Origin of the sequence: Polaribacter sp. SA4-10, from assembly GCF_002163835.1 — a bacterium.
GTDB lineage: Bacteria > Bacteroidota > Bacteroidia > Flavobacteriales > Flavobacteriaceae > Polaribacter.
Window position 1 is genome coordinate 2560859 of record NZ_CP019331.1, and the last position, 18264, is coordinate 2579122.

The window sequence follows — 18264 nt, forward strand, 5'->3', positions numbered from 1 at the left end:
TTAAACATCATCAAAATCAATACTAATTTTTGAAGTAGTTGGATATGCTTGACAAGCTAATACAAGGCCTTCTTCAACTTCACTATCTGATAAAATTGAGTTTTTAACCATTACTGCTTTTCCTTCTGTAACTTTACATAAACAAGAGCTACAAACGCCTCCTTGACAAGAATAAGGAGCGTCTAAATTATTACGTAAACTTGCTGATAAAATATCGTCAGTTTGATTCATAATAAATGTAGTTTCTTCATCATCTAAGAAAATAGTTATTTCTGTGCTTCCTTCTTTTATTTCTAAAACTGCCTCTTCATCAACAGAAACTGTAAATAATTCAAAATGAATATTTTTATCAGCAATACCATGTTCAGAAAGTGTTTTAGAAACTTCTTCAATCATTTCTTCTGGTCCGCATAAATAAGCAGCATCAAAAGTGGTGTTTTTGTATTTATTATTGATGTAGAAATTAGTGTGTGCTTTATCAATTCTACCAAATAAAGAATCTTCTAGTTGTTCTCTACTACAAATATAATGTAGGTTAAAACGATCTGAATTTACTTCTTTTAAAGCATCTAATTCGTTTTTAAAAATAGTATCAGCAACCGTTTTGTTTCCATATATTAATGTAAAAGTAGACGAAGATTCGTTTTCTAAAACATCTTTAACCATAGATAGAATTGGTGTAATTCCAGATCCAGCAGCAAAAGCGATATAATTTTTATTGGGTTTTGGTTCTAAAACAAACTTTCCCTCTGGTTCAGAAATTTCTATAAAATTTCCTGGTTTTAATTCTGATGTAGCATAGGTAGAAAAAGTACCGTTTTCTACCGCTTTAATTGCTACTTTTAAGTAACTATCGGTTGGAGAAGAACAGATAGAATAAGCTCTTCTAACTTCTTTACCGTTAATTGTTTTTTTAAGTGTTAAGTATTGCCCAGAATGAAATGCAAATTTAGATTTTAAATTTCCAGGTATTTTAAAGATAAGAGAAACCGCATCGGCAGTTTCTCTTATCACATCTTGTATATTTATTTTGTGAAACGTTGCCATTAAAAAATGTATGTTTTAAACCAAATTATTTGCTATTAAATATTCGGCAATTTGAACTGTGTTTGTAGCAGCACCTTTACGTAAGTTGTCTGCAACGATCCACAAATTTAAGGTATTTTCTTGAGATTCGTCCCTTCTAATTCGTCCAACAAACACTTCATCTTTATTATGTGCATTTATTGCCATCGGATACACGTTATTTGTTAAATCATCTTGAACAATAATACCAGGAGTATCTGTTAATATCTGACGAACTTCAGCCAAATCAAAATCATTTTCAAACTGAACATTTACAGCTTCAGAGTGTCCACCAGCAGTAGGTATTCTAACGGCAGTTGCCGTTATAGAAAAAGAAGCATCACGTAGAATTTTCTTTGGTTCTTTTACCAACTTCATTTCTTCTTTAGTGTATCCGTTTTCTAAGAAAATATCACAATGAGGTATTGCGTTTCTACCAATTTTATGAGGATACGCCATTTCACCTTCAATACCAGCTTCTTCATTATCTAATTGCTGCACCGCTTTTACACCAGAACCAGAAACAGATTGGTAGGTAGAAATTACTACACGTTTCATTTTATATTTTAAATGTAAAGGAGATAAAGCAGCTACTAATTGTATTGTAGAACAGTTAGGGTTTGCTATAATTTTATCCTCTTTTGTTAAAACATCACCATTAATTTCTGGAACTACCAATTTCTTAGTAGGATCCATTCTCCAAGCAGAAGAATTGTCAATAACAGTTGTGCCAACTTCAGCAAATTTTGGTGCCCATTCTAGGGAAGTATCTCCACCTGCAGAAAATAAAGCCACATCTGGTTTCATTTTTACAGCATCCGCTAAAGTTACAATGGTATACTCTTTTCCTTTATATGATAATTTCTTTCCAGCAGATCTTTCTGATGCAACAGGAATAAATTCTGTAATAGGTAAATTACGTTCTTCTAAAACTTTTAACATTACAGTTCCAACCATTCCAGTTGCTCCAACTACAGCTATTTTCATCCCTTTAATTTTAGTATTCTAAATTGAGCTGCAAAGATGCTAAAAAAAGGAATAAAGTAAATTACATAAAACGTTATAAATCAAGCAAAGTTTAAAAATTGACTAAATGAATTTTTGATGTTTAAATTTAAACTGTTTGATGTGAAATTAATATAGTTGAGGACTATACATATCTTCTTTAAACCCTTTCCATTTATCAATGTCTCCTGTAAAGGAATATATTGTTGATTTTTTAAAAAGAGAAGCTATAATTCCAGCGGTTGTTCCAACGAAGGTTAAAAGAATAGAAGCGGCAACAGCATAAGCATCATCAGAAATTATTAAAAGAGCAGCTCCGGGTAATGCTCCCATTAATACGCTGTGACCTTTCGTTCTTTTTGTTTTTATATTAGAAATTTCACTTGATGGAACTGTAATTGATCTACTTCCTTTTTTTAAGACAAGTGTAGAGTCTGTAATCTTTAGAATTTTTCCTTTTGCAATTTTTTGACCTTCATTATTGTAAACTCTTACAAATACTTTAGATTTTTTTGGAAGTTCTTGGGCTGTAATATTAATGCATAAAAATAAGGCAATAGTAAATAATAGATATTTCATAATAACAATTGTTTGGTTAAGGTTGTTAATCGTTAAAATTAATATTTTTTTTTTAAAGCTACTTGATGTATTGTTTTTTTTATTAAAAAAGAATTGGGGGCAATTCAATTTTTAATTAATTTCCTACATTTGCAAAAATAATTTTTTGTTTAACCTAATTAGTATAGCATGCAACTGTACAATAAGTTAAGCGCAAAAGAACGCGCTGCTCTAATTGATGAAGCTGGCAAAGACCGCCTCACAATTTCCTTCTATCAATATTATAAGATAGAAAATCCACAACTATTAAGAGATAAGTTGTTTCTAGAATGGAATGCTTTAGATGTTTTAGGAAGAATCTACGTTTCTTTTGAAGGCATAAATGCGCAATTATCTGTTCCTGCAGAAAATTTTCTCGCTTTAAAAGAGCAATTAGATACGATTTCTTTTTTGAGTGACATTCGTTTAAATGTGGCTGTAGAACAAGATAATAAGTCGTTTTTAAAGCTAAAAGTAAAAGTGAGAAACAAAATTGTTGCAGATGGTTTAAATGATGAAACTTTTGATGTTACCAATAAAGGTGTTCATTTAAATGCGGAGGAATTTAATAAAATGTTAGCAAATCCAGCTACAGTTTGTGTAGATATGCGCAATCATTATGAAAGCGAAATTGGTCATTTTGATGGTGCAATTACCCCAGACGTAGATACTTTTAGAGATTCTTTAGATATTATTGAAGAAGATTTAAAAGACAATAAAGAAGATAAAAATTTATTGATGTATTGTACTGGCGGAATTCGTTGTGAAAAAGCATCAGCTTATTACAAACACAAAGGATTTAAAAATGTTTTTCAGCTCGAAGGCGGCATTATAGAATACACACGTCAAGTAAAATCTGAAGGAATAGAAAATAAGTTTATTGGAAAGAATTTTGTTTTTGATCACAGAAGAGCAGAAAAAATTACAGATGATGTCGTTTCTAATTGTCACCAATGTGGAAAAGCGTGTAATGAACATACAAACTGTGCAAATGAAGCCTGTCATTTATTATTTATTCAATGTGATGCGTGTTCAGAAAAGATGGAAAACACGTGTTCTACAGATTGTCAAGAAATAATTCAGTTGTCTTTTGAAGCGCAAAAAGAATTAAGAAAAGGAAAAGGAAACAGCAACAAGATTTTTAAAAAAGGACGTTCAGAAGTTCTTAAGTTCAAAAAATAAAATCAGACAAAAATCTTCTAATGAAAACTTTGAAGTTTCCATTAGAAGATTTAGAATACATTAAAAAAAAGGTTAAACTATATTTAATAGTAAACACCCTGTTTTTTACCATAAAATCTTTTGATGAATCTATTCCTGATTACTCAAATGAAGTAAAAAAAAAGCATGTTCTGTTAAAATTATTGAAGTAAAACAAGTGTAAAAAGACACGAATCTCAGGTTTTTTTTTTGCTTAAAATTTAAGTTTTCACTTTCACTCAGATTCCGTATATTTACTAATTAGTGAAGATTTGACTGTATTTTTGTATCAGTCTGATAATCAAATTATGAATCATACGTTTTTAAATTTTTAGAAGATGTTTTGTAGCGTTTATGCTAAAAACAAACTACTAGTAACTAAAAACTATATATAATATATACTCAAATGGCATGTGGAAGTTGTGGTACAACAGAAAATGGAGTACCAAAAGGTTGTAAAAGTAATGGTAATTGTGGTACAGGAGGTACTTGTGGAAGTGGAAGTAAATTAGCTGTTTTTGATTGGCTTTCTAATATGACTTTGCCAAGTGGTGAAGAACGTTTTAATATTTTTGAGGTTCGTTTTAAAAACGGAAGAAAACATTTCTATAAAAATCCAGAGAATTTACCCATAATAATGGGAGATATAGTTGCAGTAGAAGGTTCTCCGGGACATGATATTGGTACTGTTTCTTTGGCAGGAGAATTGGTAAAAGTGCAAATGAAAAAGCGCAAAATTACTGCAGACCATGAAGATGTAAAGAAAATATATAGAAAGGCAAGCCAAAGAGATATAGATGTCTGGCAAGCATCTAGAGCTAAAGAAGAAGAGACTCAAAAAAAAGGAAGAGAAATTTTAGGTCGTTTAGGTTTACAAATGAAACTTTCTGATGTTGAGTATCAGGGAGATGGAAATAAAGCTACATTTTATTATACTGCAGAAACTCGTGTAGATTTTAGGCAATTAATTAGAGATTTGGCAAGTGCATTTTCTATTAGAGTAGAAATGAAACAAGTTGGCGCTAGACAAGAAGCTGCGCGTTTAGGAGGAATTGGTTCTTGTGGTAGAGAATTGTGTTGTTCTACTTGGTTAACAGACTTTAGAAAAGTAACAACATCAGCAGCGCGTTACCAACAATTATCATTAAATCCGTTAAAATTAGCAGGACAATGTGGTAAGCTTAAATGTTGTTTAAATTTTGAGCTAGACGCTTATTTAGACACTTTAAAAACATTTCCAAAACAAGATCTTGTTTTAAAAACAGAAAAAGGAGAGGCTATTTTTGTTAAGATGGACATTTTTAAGCAACATCTTTGGTATACTTATAAAGAAGAACGTTTTAAGTGGTTTAGATTAACTTTAGAGCAAGTTTTAGAAATAGTTGATTTAAATAAAAATAATGAGAAATCTATTTCGTTAGAAGAATATGAAGCGGATGTTATTATTCCAGAAAAAGTAAGCTTCGAGGATGCTGTTGGGCAAGATAGCTTAACACGTTTTGATGCTCCAAAAACAAGTAAACGAAGAAGAAATAATAAAAACAAGAATAATAAAAAACCGGTTGCAGCTGTTGGAAATAAACAACCAGTAAAAGCAGTTCAAAAAGGAAAGCCACAAGCGAAACACCCGCAGAAGCAACACCCAAAACCAAGGCCAAAACAACAACCAAAACCAAAAGTTAATACAAACCCTAATGCTAATCAGCCAAAGGCTGAAGAGAAAAAGACAACTAAACCAAGAAGAAACAATAACAATAGAAATCGTAATAATAGTAATCCAAACAATGGAAACGATTCTGAAAAATAATAGTTTTTCGATTTTTTTATTGATGCTGATTTTTCTTTCATCTTGTGATGATAAATCAGATTTTAATCAATACAAATCAATAGAAAATGCTTCTTGGGAAGCAAATAAAAAAGTGTTGTTTGAGTTTGTTGTAAAAGACACCGTCTCACCTAAAAATTTATTTATCAATATTAGAAATAATAATGAGTATTCATATAGTAATTTATACTTAATTACGGCGCTTAGTTTTCCTAATGGAACAATTATTGTAGATACTTTACAATATGAAATGGCAGATAGTAAAGGGCGATTTTTAGGTGAAGGTTTTACAGAGATAAAGGAAAACAAATTATTTTACAAAGAAAAAAAGATATTTCCAGTTTCTGGAACGTACCGGTTAAATATTCGTCAAGCAATGAGAAAAAACGGTGAGATTAACCCAATTCCGTTTTTAGAGGGCATTATAGATGTTGGTTTCAGTATAGAAAAATTAGATTAAAAATGGCAAAAAAGAAAACAACAAATTTTAAAAAATATATTAAATGGTTTTGGGGAGTCATTCTTGGTGGGGTTTTATCCTTAATAATCATATTTCTATCTGCATCTTGGGGATGGTTAGGCGCTTTACCAACCTTTGAAGAATTAGAAAATCCAGAATCCAATTTAGCAACAGAGGTTATTTCTATTGATGGAAAAACGTTAGGTAAATACGCAACAGAAAACAGAACTCCAATAAAATATAAAGAGTTGCCACAGAATATTGTGAAGGCTTTAGTAGCAACAGAAGATGAACGTTTTTATGAGCATTCTGGTATCGATTTTAGAGGAACTACAAGAGCCGTTTTAAAACCAGGAAGTGGAGGGGCAAGTACAATAACACAGCAACTTGCAAGAATGTTATTTACGGGACGAAAATCTAGAAATAAGATTAAAAGAGTCTTTCAAAAAGTAAAAGAATGGGTAGTTGCAACAAAGCTAGAAAGACAATATACAAAGCAAGAAATAATTGCAATGTATTTAAACAAATACGATTTTCTTAATCAAGCTGTAGGAGTGCGTTCTGCTGCCAGAATTTATTTTGGAAAAGAACCAAAGGAATTAGAGATTCATGAATCTGCAATGTTGGTAGGAATGTTAAAAAATTCATCCTATTTTAATCCTTTAAGGAGAGCCGAATTAGTAAAAAACCGTAGAAATGTTGTTTTAAAGCAAATGAATAGAAATGAGTTTATAACTGAACAAGAAAAAGACTCTCTTCAGAAATTAGATTTAGGTTTAGATATTCATAAAGAAGGACATAGTGATGGGTCTGCAACTTATTTTAGATCACACTTACAAAAAGTAATGCGTACATGGGTGCAAAATAACCCAAAGCCAAATGGAGAAGAATATGATATTTTTAGGGATGGATTAAAAATTTATGTAACGATAGATTCTAGAATGCAAAAATATGCAGAAGAGGCAATAGAAGAGCATATTTCTAATCTACAATCTTACTTTTTTGCTGAGCAAAAAACAAATAAAACGGCTCCTTTTTATGACCTTGAAAAAGATCAAATAAAAGGAATTTTAGAAAGAGGAAAAAAGAATTCTGGAAGATATAAGCGTTTAAAAAAATACGGAAAATCATCAAAAGAAATAGATGAAATATTTAATAAGAAAACAGCAATGAAGGTGTTTTCTTGGAAAGGAGATATAGATACAATTCTTTCTCCAATTGATTCTATTAGATATTATAAATACTTTTTACGTTCTGGTTTAGTTTCTATAGAACCACAAACAGGCCATATAAAAGCTTGGGTTGGAGGTATAAATAACAAACACTTTAAGTTTGATGCTGTAGCGCAACAAAAACGTCAAGTAGGTTCTACTTTTAAACCATTTGTGTACGCAACCGCTATTAATCAATTAGGAATGTCTCCTTGTGATGAATTTCCAAATACATTATACACAATTCCGAAAGGAAAATATGGAATTCCAGAAGCTTGGACTCCAGAAAACTCCAACTTAAAATACGGAGGAATGGTAACTTTAAAAGATGGTTTAGCCGGTTCTGTAAATACAATGTCTGCGAGACTAATAGATAAAGTTACGCCAGAAAATGTAGCTCGTTTAGCTAGATCTGCGGGTATAGAAAGTGAAATTCAGGCAAATCCATCGATTGCACTAGGTGCAGTAGATTTGTCATTATTAGAAATGGTAAGTGCATATTCTACATTTGCGAATAAAGGATTACGTGTTAGTCCAATGATTTTAACCAGAATTGAAGATAAAAACGGAACCGTTTTAGAACAATTTACACCCGAAACAAAAGAAGTTTTAAGTGAAGAATCTGCGTATGTGATTTTAGATTTATTAAAAGGAGTTACACTTTCTGGTTCTGGAGTTCGTTTGCGTTTACCTTGGGAAAAACCAGGTTATGTTACAGGGCATCCCTATAAATTTGAAAATCCAATTGCTGGAAAAACAGGTACAACTCAGAATCAATCAGATGGATGGTTTATGGGAATTGTTCCAAATTTAGCAACAGGAATTTGGACTGGTGGAGAAGATAGAGCAACCCATTTTGCTGGTATTGCAAAAGGGCAAGGAGCTACAATGTCTTTACCTTCTTGGGCATTATATATGCAAAAATGTTATGCTGATAAAACGCTAACTATCAGTAAAGAAGATTTTGAAAAACCAGAGAATTTATCTATTAAAATTAATTGTGATGAAAAATCTGAAGAAGGAGATGAAATCAATCCAATTATTATTGAAGAAGAAGATACAGATTTTTAGTAAATCTTTAATTAACTAGTTGTTCTAAATTTATCTTATTAATTTATAATTTAATATCAAAAAAGTTTACTAATATGATCAACAAAAAAGTAAATAACGCAGAAGAAGCTTTACATGGAGTTAAAAGTGGAATGACTTTAATGCTTGGAGGCTTTGGTTTATGTGGGATTCCAGAAAATGCTATTTCAGAATTAGTCAAATTAAATGTTAGAGATGTTACTTGTATTTCTAACAATGCAGGAGTTGATGATTTTGGTTTAGGATTATTACTTCAAAATAAACAAATCAAAAAAATGATTTCTTCTTATGTAGGAGAAAATGATGAGTTTGAACGCCAAATGTTATCTGGAGAATTAGAAGTAGAATTAACACCACAAGGAACTTTAGCAGAAAAATGTAGAGCAGCGCAAGCTGGTTTTCCTGCATTTTATACACCTGCAGGTTATGGAACAGAAGTAGCAGAAGGAAAAGAAAGTAGAGCGTTTAATGGTAAAATGTACATTTTAGAACCCGCTTTTGAAGCTGATTTTGCATTTGTAAAAGCTTGGAAAGGAGACGTGGCAGGAAATTTAATTTTTAAAGGTACTTCTAGAAATTTTAATCCAAATATGTGTGGAGCAGCAACAATTACTGTTGCAGAAGTAGAAGAATTAGTTCCTGTAGGTGAACTAGACCCTAATAATGTACATGTTCCAGGTATTTTTGTACAGAGAATTTTTCAAGGTAAAAATTATGAGAAAAGAATTGAGCAACGAACTGTAAGACAAAAATAATATTTATGGCTTTAGATAAGAATGGTATTGCGAAAAGAATCGCACAAGAAGTTCAAGATGGATTTTACGTAAACTTAGGAATTGGAATTCCAACGCTGGTTGCAAATTATGTAAGAGATGATATAGAAGTTGAATTTCAAAGTGAAAACGGAGTTTTAGGAATGGGACCTTTTCCTTTTGAAGGAGAAGAAGATGCAGATATTATTAATGCAGGTAAGCAAACGATTACCACCATGCCAGGTGCAAGTTTTTTTGATTCTGCAATGAGTTTTGCAATGATTCGTGGTAAGCACGTTCATTTAACAATTCTTGGAGCAATGGAAGTTGCAGAAAATGGAGATATTGCCAACTGGAAAATTCCAGGAAAAATGGTAAAAGGAATGGGAGGGGCAATGGATTTAGTTGCTTCTGCAGAAACTATTATTGTAGCTATGATGCATACAAATAAGCGTGGAGAGTCTAAGATTTTAAAAAAATGTTCTTTGCCTTTAACAGGTGTTGGTTGTGTAACCAAAGTGGTTACCAATTTAGCGGTTTTAGAAGTTAGAAATAATGTTTTTCATTTACTAGAAAGGGCTCCTGGTGTTTCTGTAGAAGAAATAAAAGAGGCAACAGAAGGAACATTAGTTATAGCTGGTGAAATTCCAGAAATGAATATTTAATATGAAGTTATTTAAGAAATTATATTGGTTAATTTATCCTGTTTTAATAGTGCTTTTTTTATTCATTTTTGATCAAATGTATACTACAGATAACTTTCTTTTAAAAGTTGGAATCTGTGGTGTTTTAGCTTTTATTTTATCACCAAGAAAAAAAATAATTCAAACTCAGATAGGAAAATTGAAACAGATTACTTGGATTTTTTTAAAAGAAGCAATTACGCTAGATAAATGAAGATAATATCCTACAACGTAAACGGAATTAGAGCGGCATTAAAAAAAGGATTTATAGCGTGGTTAGAAGCTGCAAATCCAGATGTGATTTGTATTCAAGAAACAAAAGCACATAAAGAACAGTTGGATGTAACTGAGTTTGAAAACGCAGGTTATCCGCATCATTATTGGTTTTCTGCTCAGAAAAAAGGGTATTCTTCTGTTGCTGTTTTTTGTAAAGAAAAACCAAATCATGTTGAATATGGTACAGGAATTGAAACAATGGATTTTGAAGGAAGAAACCTACGTGTAGATTTTGATGCTGTTTCTGTTATGAGCTTGTATTTACCTTCAGGAACAAACTCAGAAAGATTGAATTTTAAGTTCAATTATATGGATGAATTTCAAGAATACATAAATACTTTAAAACAAGAAATTCCGAATTTAGTAATCTGTGGAGACTATAATATTTGCCATGAATCAATTGACATTCACAATCCAAAAATGAAAGGAGTTTCTGGTTTTTTACCAGAAGAAAGAGAATGGATTGGTAACTTTATTAATAGTGGGTTTGTAGATAGTTTTCGTTATTTAAATCAAGAATCACAACAATATTCTTGGTGGAGTTACAGAGCAAATTCTAGAGCTAATAATAAAGGTTGGCGCTTAGATTATGGAATGGTTTCAACACCTTTAAAAGATAAAATATCTAGAGCTTATATTTTGCCAGAAGCGAAACACTCAGATCATTGTCCTATCGTTGTTGAGTTGGATTTATAAAAAGCAAAAATGAAAAAACTATTTATATTATTACTTTTTACTTCTAGTGTTTTTGCACAAACGTCAAACGATTCTATTCCTAAGAAAATAACAAGAGCAGCTTTATTTTCTGATTACGATATTGTTTTGATTGATAGTCTTTTAATGGATACTAAATACAAGTCTCCATTGTATGAGACATCAGAGTATATCATAAAAGATATAGAAGGAAAAAATGTTGCTGATGTAGATTTATCTACAGAAATCTTAAAAGAAAGACTGCAGAAAATTAATGCAAGAACACCATTTCATATTGCATATAATCCTTCATTAGAAAAGGTAATAAAATCGTATTTAAAATATCGTAAAAGATATTACCCTGCATTAATGGCAAAAGCAGCGTATTATTTTCCAATGTTTGAAAAACATCTAGATCAGTATGATGTTCCTTTAGAAATGAAATATTTGGCAATTGTTGAATCTGCTTTAAATCCTACTGCAAAATCTAGAGTTGGAGCAACAGGTTTGTGGCAGTTTATGTACACCACAGGAATTCAATACAAATTAAAGGTGAGTTCTTATGTAGATGAGCGTCAAGATCCATTAAAAGCAACAATTGCAGCGTGTCAATATTTATCAGATTTGTATAACATTTTTGGTGATTGGGATTTGGCTTTAGCAGCTTACAATTCTGGACCAGGAAATGTTGCAAAAGCAATTAAACGTTCTGGTGGTTATAGAAATTATTGGAATATTCGTCCGTTTTTACCAAGAGAAACAGCAGGTTATGTTCCTGCTTTTTATGCAACAATGTATTTGTTTGAATATCAAAAAGAGCATGAATTAATTGCTGATGCTCCTCAAATTCGTCATTTTGAAACAGATACAATTCACGTTAAAAAATCCATTAGTTTTGATCAAATTTCAGAAACTACAGGAATAAGTTCAGAATTATTACAACTTTTAAATCCATCTTATAAACTAGATGTTATTCCTTTTATAGAAGGAAAAAATTATGCAATCACTTTACCTAGAAAAAATACATTTCGTTTTTTAGATAAAGAGCAAGAAATTTATGCTTTAGCAGAAACAGATGCGTCTAAAAGAGAAAAGCCTTTACCAAAGTATTTTGAAATGGATAAACGTATCCGTTACAAAGTTAGAAGTGGCGATTTTTTAGGGAAAATTGCAAATAAGTTTGGCGTAAGAGTTAGCGATTTAAAACGTTGGAATCGTTTAAAAACGAGTCGTCTTAAAATTGGTCAAAGATTAAGTGTTTACCCTAAAAGAATGTCAGTTTCAAAGGCTTCAACTAAGGTTGTGAAATCAAAACAAAAACCTTTTAAAACTACTGGTAAAGGTACGTATGAAACATATACTGTTAAAAAAGGAGATTCCCTTTGGACTATTTCTAGGAAATTTAAAAATGTTTCTGTAGATAAAATTAAAAAGTGGAACAATATTTGGAGTGTTAAAAGTCTTAAACCAGGAACTAAACTTAAAATTTTTAAAAGCTAAACTCATGAAAAAAATACTTGCACTATTCGCAATAACACTTTTACTAGCAGCTTGTGTTGGTAATGATAAATTTGTTATGCAACAATCTATTGGTAAAGTAAACAAAGTAATGGTTGTTACTAAATCTAGTGATTGGATAGGAGATGTTGGAAATGAAGTTCGTAATTCTTTTGGAGAGATAATGGTAGGTTTACCGCAACCAGAACCAATTTTTACAGTTTCTCAAATTGCGCCAAATGGTTTTGGTAATATGATGAAAGTAGGGAGAAATATTTTAATTATTGGAGAATCTGATAAAGAGAGTTATTCTGTAAAACACAATGTGTATGCGCAACCACAAACTATAATTTATGTCTATGCAAAAGATGATGCTGGTATGGTAGCCATGTTGCAAAAACATAAAAAAGAAATTAGAGACACATTTACAGAGTCTGATGTTAAAATGACCCAAGGTATTTTTTCAAAAATAAAATTAGACGATTCTAAATTTAAAACAATTCAAAATTTAGGAATTTCATTAATTCTTCACGATAAATTTAGAACAGTTGAAGACACGGGTGAATTTCTTTGGCTTCGCCAACATTTAACAAGTGGAATTGCTAAAACTGGAAGTAATAATATTTTGCTTTATTCAGTTCCTTTAGATGATGAAAGTAAGGTTGAAGAAAATATTGTTGCCGTTAGAAATACTATTGGTAAGAAATATATTCCAGGTTCAGATCCAGAAAAAATGTATATGATTACTGAAGAAGCATATACTCCTTTTACTTTTGATGCAGTTATTGATGGTAAAAAAGCCTATGAAACTCGTGGAAAATGGGAAGTAAAAAATGATTTTATGGCGGGTCCTTTTGTAAATTATACGGTTATAGATAAGAAGAACAATAGACTTATTGTTTTTGAAGGATTTACCTATGCACCTTCTGTTAATAAAAGAGCTTTTCTTTTTGAGTTAGAGGCAATTGCAAAATCTATGAAGATAAAATAGTACTATTTTTTTACCAAAATTTAAGCCCCAAAAACAGTCTGTTTTTGGGGCTTAAATTTTGGTAGAATTAGTGTTAAATTCTTAATTACTATATTTGGAATTCAACCAAAAACAATTAGATATCATGGAAATGAATTTTTTAGCTTTATTTTTAACTGCGTTAGTTCCTGTAGTAATCGGTTTTATCTGGTATGGACCTTTATTAGGGAAAGCTTGGTTGAAAGAAATGGGTTTTACCAAAGAATCTATGGAACGTAAAAACAGGGCATTACTATTTATTTTATGCTATGTATTTAGTTTATTTATAGCAATGTTTTTGCTACCAGCTACAATTCATCAGATGGGCGTATATTCTACTTTAGCAGGAGAGCCTGGTTTTGCAGAAAGTACAGGAGAAGCATTCACCTACTTTCAAGATTTTTCAGCGAACTATGGAGATCGTTTTAGAACATTTAAGCATGGAGCCTTTCATGGTGCTTTAACAGGAGTATTTTTAGTTTTACCTGTTTTAGCTATTATTGCAATGTTTGAAAAGAAAAGTGTAAAGTATATAGCTATTAATGCTGGATATTGGATAGTTAGTTTAGGAATTATGGGGGGTCTTGTTTGTCAATACGGAATATAATTGAACCTTTTAACATAAAAAAAAGCCACTAAAAGTGGCTTTTTTTTATGCTAAAAATTATTAGTAACCTATTTTGGTTCTAACTCTCTGTAAAACTTCTTGTGCAACACTTTTAGCTTTTTCTTTCCCTATAGCTAAAGCATCGTCAATTTCATTTTTGTTTTCCATAAAATGAATGTAACGTTCTCTAACTGTTGCAAATTTATCAATTATTAATTCATATAAAGCTTGTTTTGCGTGGCCATAACCATAATTTCCGGCTAAATATTTTAATCGCATTTCTTCAGTTTCTTCTTCTGAAGCCAATAATTTATAAAGTGCAAAAATAGTATCTGTATCTGGATTTTTTGGGTCTTCTAAGGCTAAACTATCGGTTTTTATTCCCATAATTTGCTTTCTTAACTTTTTGTCAGGAAGAAATATATTAATAATGTTATCTCTAGATTTACTCATTTTTTCACCATCAGTTCCAGGAACTAATTTTGTGTGTTCTTGTATTTTTGCTTGTGGTATTACTAAAGTTTCTCCTACAATATTGTTAAATCTACTTGCAACATCACGTGTCATTTCTAAATGCTGTAATTGGTCTTTTCCAACAGGAACAATTTCTGCATCATATAATAAAATATCTGCTGCCATTAACATTGGATACGAAAATAAACCAGCATTAACATCCGCTAATCTGTCTGCTTTGTCTTTAAAGCTATGTGCTAATGTTAACCTTTGATACGGAAAATAACAGCTTAAATACCAAGTTAATTCAGTAGTTTCTGGTACATCACTTTGTCTGTAGAAAATAGTTTTATTAACATCTAAACCACAAGCAAGCCAAGTTGCAGCTGTGCTATACGTGTTTTCTCTTAAGGTGTTTCCGTCCTTAATTTGAGTTAAAGAATGCATATCTGCAATAAATAGAAATGCTTCATTTTTAGGGTTATTTGCCATTTCAATTGCGGGCAAAATTGCGCCTAATAAATTCCCTAAATGTGGTGTTCCAGTACTTTGTACTCCTGTTAAAATTCTTGACATGTTTGAAAAATAAACTTGAATAAAAAACGTTTTTAAGAAGACAAAAGTAAGGTTTTATGTAAGAAAATCTATCAAACAAAAGAATATTACTACTTTTGATACCTATGAAATTTTTTAAAATTCCTTTTCTATTAGTTTGGCGATTGTGGTTTTACATATTAATGTTGACAACTGTAATTATAATGTCTCCGTTTTTATTAGTTCTTACTGCTAAAGAAGAATACTATCATATAATGTGGAAGATGATTAGAATCTGGGCTAAAATTCTAATTTATGGAATGGGTTTTAGACTAGATATTCAATTAGATGAAGAAATTGAACCTGATGAAAGCTATATGTTTTGCCCAAATCATGCGTCATTAATGGATCCTTTTGTCTTGATTGTTTTAAGTAAAAATCCTATTGTTTTTGTAGGTAAAAAAGAACTAGTTAAAATTCCGATTTTCGGATTTTTCTATAAAAAAGTTGTTATTATGGTTGATAGAAACAATCCGAAAAGTAGAAAAAGAGTTTTTGACATGGCAAGGCGAAGACTACAAAATGGAGTAAGCATGGCTATTTTTCCTGAAGGATTAGTGCCTACAGAGAATATTGTTTTATCACCATTTAAAAAAGGAGCATTTAGTTTAGCAATAGAATTTAAAATGCCTATTGTTCCTCAAGTTTATTATGATTGTAAACGTTTTTTTTCTTGGGATTATCAAAAAGGTGGACCCGGAGTTTTTAGGATTCGTCAACACAAATTTATAGAAACAAAAGGGTTAGAAAAGAATAATTTGAATACTCTTTTAGATCAAACATTTAATCTTATGTACACTGATTTGGTAAATGACACCAAATACATGGAGGATACAAATAAACCAAATAATGAAAGAAAATTTAAATCACCGTTATAGTGCGAAAGAAGAGAAACTAAATGTGTTTTCTCATGCTTTAGGGTTATTAGCAAGTATTATTGCCTTTCCTTTTTTGTTGATAAAGACATTTACTATTTCTGGTTTTTGGAATTCTGCCAGTTTTGTGATTTTCGGATTAAGTTTAATGATTTTATATGCTGCATCTACATTTTACCACGCAGCAAAAAAACCAAAAAATAGAAGAAAGTTAAATATCTTTGATCATGCAGCAATTTATGTTTTAATTGCTGGTAGTTACACCCCTTTTTGTCTCGTTGGGCTATCTTCTAAATTAGGATGGTATATGTTTATTTTTGTTTGGGTTTTTGCCTTAATTGGTATTCTTTTAAAGTTGTTTTTTACAGGAAAATTTGATAAAATTTCTACAGCAATGTACTTATTAATGGGTTGGCAAGTTATGTTTTTTGCAAAGCCTTTAGCAGAAAGTTTAACACCTTATAGTTTGAACTTATTAATTGCGGGAGGTGTTTTTTATACCATTGGAGCAATTTTATATTCTATTAAAAAGTTACCTTACAATCATGCCACTTTCCATGTGTTTGTTTTACTTGGAAGTATCAGTCATTTTTTTGCTATTTATTCTTTATAAAAAGAATCTAATTATATACAAAATAAGTGTTAAAAATTTATGAGTAATTTATAAATCTTATTTAAGGGATAGGTTTATTAAATTTTCTCAAACTTTTGTTCGAGGTTTTTATACCCAATTTTTAAAAGGATTCTTACTTAATATAGAGTTGTAGTATTCTAACTCACCAGTTACTTCTTTATCTAGCCAACTTGGTTTATCAAATTTTTCGTGCTCAGAATTTAATTCAATTTCTGCAACAATAAGTCCATTATTATCACCATAAAATTCATCAATTTCAAAAATATGCTTTCCTTTTTTAACAAGATAACGTGTTTTTTCTATCAAACTAGGCTCACATAATAAGAGTAATTTTTCTGCCTCTTCTTTTAAAATTTCTTTTTCCCATTCAAACCTAGTTGTTCCTTCTTTGTTCGACTTTCCTTTTACAGTGATAAATGCTTTGTCATCAGAAATGCGAATTCTAACAACTCTATTTTTATCAGAATTTAAAAAACCTTGCTTAATCTGTTTTTTCTGAAAACTTTCTTGTTTAAAATTATCATTTTTAACTAAAAATTTTCTTTCAATTTCTAAACTCATAAAATCATTTTTTTAGATGCTTTACTTAAACCTGAAGAAATAAAATACACCTGAAAATTATTTTTCATTTTCATAAATTCCAAATACAAAGTCTGACGGGTTGCTTTTTAAATAATTATCTTCTAATAAAAAAAGTTCATTTAAAATTTTTTCCTTTTCTTGGTTTATTTCATAAAAGTGATGAGAGATATCCCTTAAAGCACTCATTAATAAATTACCTCCATAAGGTTTCTCAATAATAGTCTTATAATTTGCATGAATTGAAGGCATAATACTACTAGAGTCAATACATTCAGAAGGGTCTGCTATAATCATTTTTAGTATTCCTACCCCTCTATATTTGTTTTTATGCAAATTACTTTTAAATCGTGTTCTATATTTTTTTGGAATCAAAGATATTGTATCATTGATAGCACTAATTTGATTTTTTGAGAATTGATGCCTTGTAGACCCTACAAATTCATTAATTATTAAAAACCCATTGGGTTTTAAAGTATGCTTTATTTTACCAGATAAAAAAGTTTCAATTTTATCAAAATGATGTAGTGAAGATTTAAAAAAGATAATATCAAATTCATTTTCTTTAAATTCGAAATCATCAATATTTTTAGCAATAAATTTAATATTTTTTACATTTTTTTCTATTGCGCTTTTTGAAGCAATTTGTAATAAATTATCAGCAATATCTAAACAAACAATCTCTTTGAAAATATCATTGTGTTCAGCTAATTCTATTTCTCGGTTACAAATACCTGACCCTAATGAGAGAAGTCTTAATCCAGACTTGTCTTTTAGAAAATCTTCAGTCAAATATTCAATGTAATTTATATCTTTATGCCCAGATATCAAAAAATTCCAACGTTCTAAAACCTTAGGAATCGTCCAAAAGTAAGAAGAGATGAACGAGGTATTATCAAAAGCGCTTTTTGTTCTTTTCTCTCTATTAAAAGTGAATTTTGAAAAGAAGAAACTACTACCTCTTTGTAGTATTTTAAAGTAAGTATCTATGAAATCATCTAATGTAATTATTCTCATTTTCTAAAATTTAAACTTTTTCGGTAAATAATATAACCGTAATAATTTTGATCTTATTCGTTTAGGTTAATTAAAAATAATAGAGGATAAAAACACCTGCTTTTATTTCAAAAATTAGTAATTATAGTGGGTTTTTGTATTTT

Annotated in this window: 19 protein-coding genes; 13 read left to right on the top strand and 6 right to left on the bottom strand. The window is 30.4% G+C overall.

The window, feature by feature from the left end; genetic code table 11:
* From BTO04_RS11230 to BTO04_RS11240, 3 genes are all read right to left on the bottom strand, one after another.
* Entirely contained in the window at window positions 1–1047 is a 1047-nt protein-coding gene (locus tag BTO04_RS11230) for a ferredoxin--NADP reductase (protein ID WP_087564582.1), read from the bottom strand.
* A gap of 15 nt (window positions 1048–1062) precedes the next feature.
* Complete coding sequence (locus BTO04_RS11235) at window positions 1063–2052, bottom strand: aspartate-semialdehyde dehydrogenase (protein WP_087564583.1); 990 nt, start codon at window positions 2050–2052, stop codon at window positions 1063–1065.
* A gap of 147 nt (window positions 2053–2199) precedes the next feature.
* Window positions 2200–2649, bottom strand: coding sequence for a hypothetical protein (locus tag BTO04_RS11240; RefSeq protein WP_157662460.1), 450 nt, complete (start codon window positions 2647–2649; stop codon window positions 2200–2202).
* A 168-nt stretch (window positions 2650–2817) separates the two neighbouring features.
* Here BTO04_RS11240 and BTO04_RS11245 point away from each other — a divergent pair, with 168 nt between their 5' ends.
* From BTO04_RS11245 to BTO04_RS11295, 11 genes are all read left to right on the top strand, one after another.
* Window positions 2818–3849, top strand: a complete 1032-nt coding sequence (locus tag BTO04_RS11245) for a rhodanese-related sulfurtransferase (protein ID WP_087564585.1) — start codon at window positions 2818–2820, stop codon at window positions 3847–3849.
* A gap of 424 nt (window positions 3850–4273) precedes the next feature.
* Window positions 4274–5674 (top strand): regulatory iron-sulfur-containing complex subunit RicT, encoded by a 1401-nt coding sequence (ricT, locus tag BTO04_RS11250; protein ID WP_087564586.1) that lies wholly within the window; start codon window positions 4274–4276, stop codon window positions 5672–5674.
* Window positions 5675–5696: 22 nt separating this feature from the next.
* Window positions 5697–6152 (top strand): gliding motility lipoprotein GldH, encoded by a 456-nt coding sequence (locus tag BTO04_RS11255; protein WP_232455893.1) that lies wholly within the window; start codon window positions 5697–5699, stop codon window positions 6150–6152.
* A gap of 2 nt (window positions 6153–6154) precedes the next feature.
* Window positions 6155–8434, top strand: coding sequence for a penicillin-binding protein 1A (locus tag BTO04_RS11260; RefSeq protein WP_087564588.1), 2280 nt, complete (start codon window positions 6155–6157; stop codon window positions 8432–8434).
* A gap of 74 nt (window positions 8435–8508) precedes the next feature.
* The gene (locus tag BTO04_RS11265) at window positions 8509–9207 is read left to right on the top strand and encodes a CoA transferase subunit A (RefSeq protein WP_087564589.1); all 699 of its coding nucleotides are present in this window, start codon (window positions 8509–8511) and stop codon (window positions 9205–9207) included.
* A gap of 5 nt (window positions 9208–9212) precedes the next feature.
* Entirely contained in the window at window positions 9213–9869 is a 657-nt protein-coding gene (locus BTO04_RS11270) for a 3-oxoacid CoA-transferase subunit B (protein WP_087564590.1), read from the top strand.
* Window position 9870: 1 nt separating this feature from the next.
* Window positions 9871–10101 (top strand): hypothetical protein, encoded by a 231-nt coding sequence (locus BTO04_RS11275; RefSeq protein WP_087564591.1) that lies wholly within the window; start codon window positions 9871–9873, stop codon window positions 10099–10101.
* On the top strand, window positions 10098–10859 hold the full coding sequence (locus BTO04_RS11280) for an exodeoxyribonuclease III (protein ID WP_087564592.1): 762 nt from the start codon (window positions 10098–10100) through the stop codon (window positions 10857–10859). Before BTO04_RS11275 ends, BTO04_RS11280 begins: the two co-directional genes overlap by 4 nt.
* 9 nt (window positions 10860–10868) lie before the next feature.
* A complete protein-coding gene (locus tag BTO04_RS11285) occupies window positions 10869–12356 on the top strand; it encodes a lytic transglycosylase domain-containing protein (RefSeq protein WP_087564593.1) in 1488 nt (495 codons plus the stop codon).
* Window positions 12357–12360: 4 nt separating this feature from the next.
* Complete coding sequence (locus BTO04_RS11290) at window positions 12361–13344, top strand: DUF4837 family protein (RefSeq protein ID WP_087565401.1); 984 nt, start codon at window positions 12361–12363, stop codon at window positions 13342–13344.
* Between the two features lie 94 nt (window positions 13345–13438).
* Window positions 13439–13969: a DUF1761 domain-containing protein gene (locus BTO04_RS11295; RefSeq protein WP_232455894.1), complete on the top strand. Its 531-nt coding sequence runs from the start codon at window positions 13439–13441 to the stop codon at window positions 13967–13969.
* 60 nt (window positions 13970–14029) lie between these two features.
* Here BTO04_RS11295 and trpS read toward each other — a convergent pair whose 3' ends face one another.
* A complete protein-coding gene (gene trpS, locus BTO04_RS11300; protein ID WP_087564595.1) occupies window positions 14030–14998 on the bottom strand; it encodes a tryptophan--tRNA ligase in 969 nt (322 codons plus the stop codon).
* A 104-nt stretch (window positions 14999–15102) separates the two neighbouring features.
* On the opposite strand from trpS, the gene BTO04_RS11305 reads away from it, so the two are divergent.
* Both BTO04_RS11305 and BTO04_RS11310 read left to right on the top strand, forming a co-directional pair.
* On the top strand, window positions 15103–15894 hold the full coding sequence (locus tag BTO04_RS11305) for a 1-acyl-sn-glycerol-3-phosphate acyltransferase (protein ID WP_087564596.1): 792 nt from the start codon (window positions 15103–15105) through the stop codon (window positions 15892–15894).
* The gene (locus BTO04_RS11310; protein ID WP_087564597.1) at window positions 15866–16504 is read left to right on the top strand and encodes a hemolysin III family protein; all 639 of its coding nucleotides are present in this window, start codon (window positions 15866–15868) and stop codon (window positions 16502–16504) included. Before BTO04_RS11305 ends, BTO04_RS11310 begins: the two co-directional genes overlap by 29 nt.
* A 108-nt stretch (window positions 16505–16612) precedes the next feature.
* Here the strand turns inward: BTO04_RS11310 and BTO04_RS11315 are convergent, their stop codons facing one another.
* Both BTO04_RS11315 and BTO04_RS11320 read right to left on the bottom strand, forming a co-directional pair.
* Window positions 16613–17086 carry a CYTH domain-containing protein gene (locus BTO04_RS11315; protein WP_087564598.1) on the bottom strand — a complete coding sequence of 158 codons (474 nt, stop codon included), beginning with the start codon at window positions 17084–17086 and terminating at the stop codon, window positions 16613–16615.
* 57 nt (window positions 17087–17143) lie between these two features.
* Window positions 17144–18121, bottom strand: a complete 978-nt coding sequence (locus tag BTO04_RS11320) for a class I SAM-dependent methyltransferase (RefSeq protein WP_087564599.1) — start codon at window positions 18119–18121, stop codon at window positions 17144–17146.
* Between the last annotated feature and the right edge of the window lie 143 nt (window positions 18122–18264).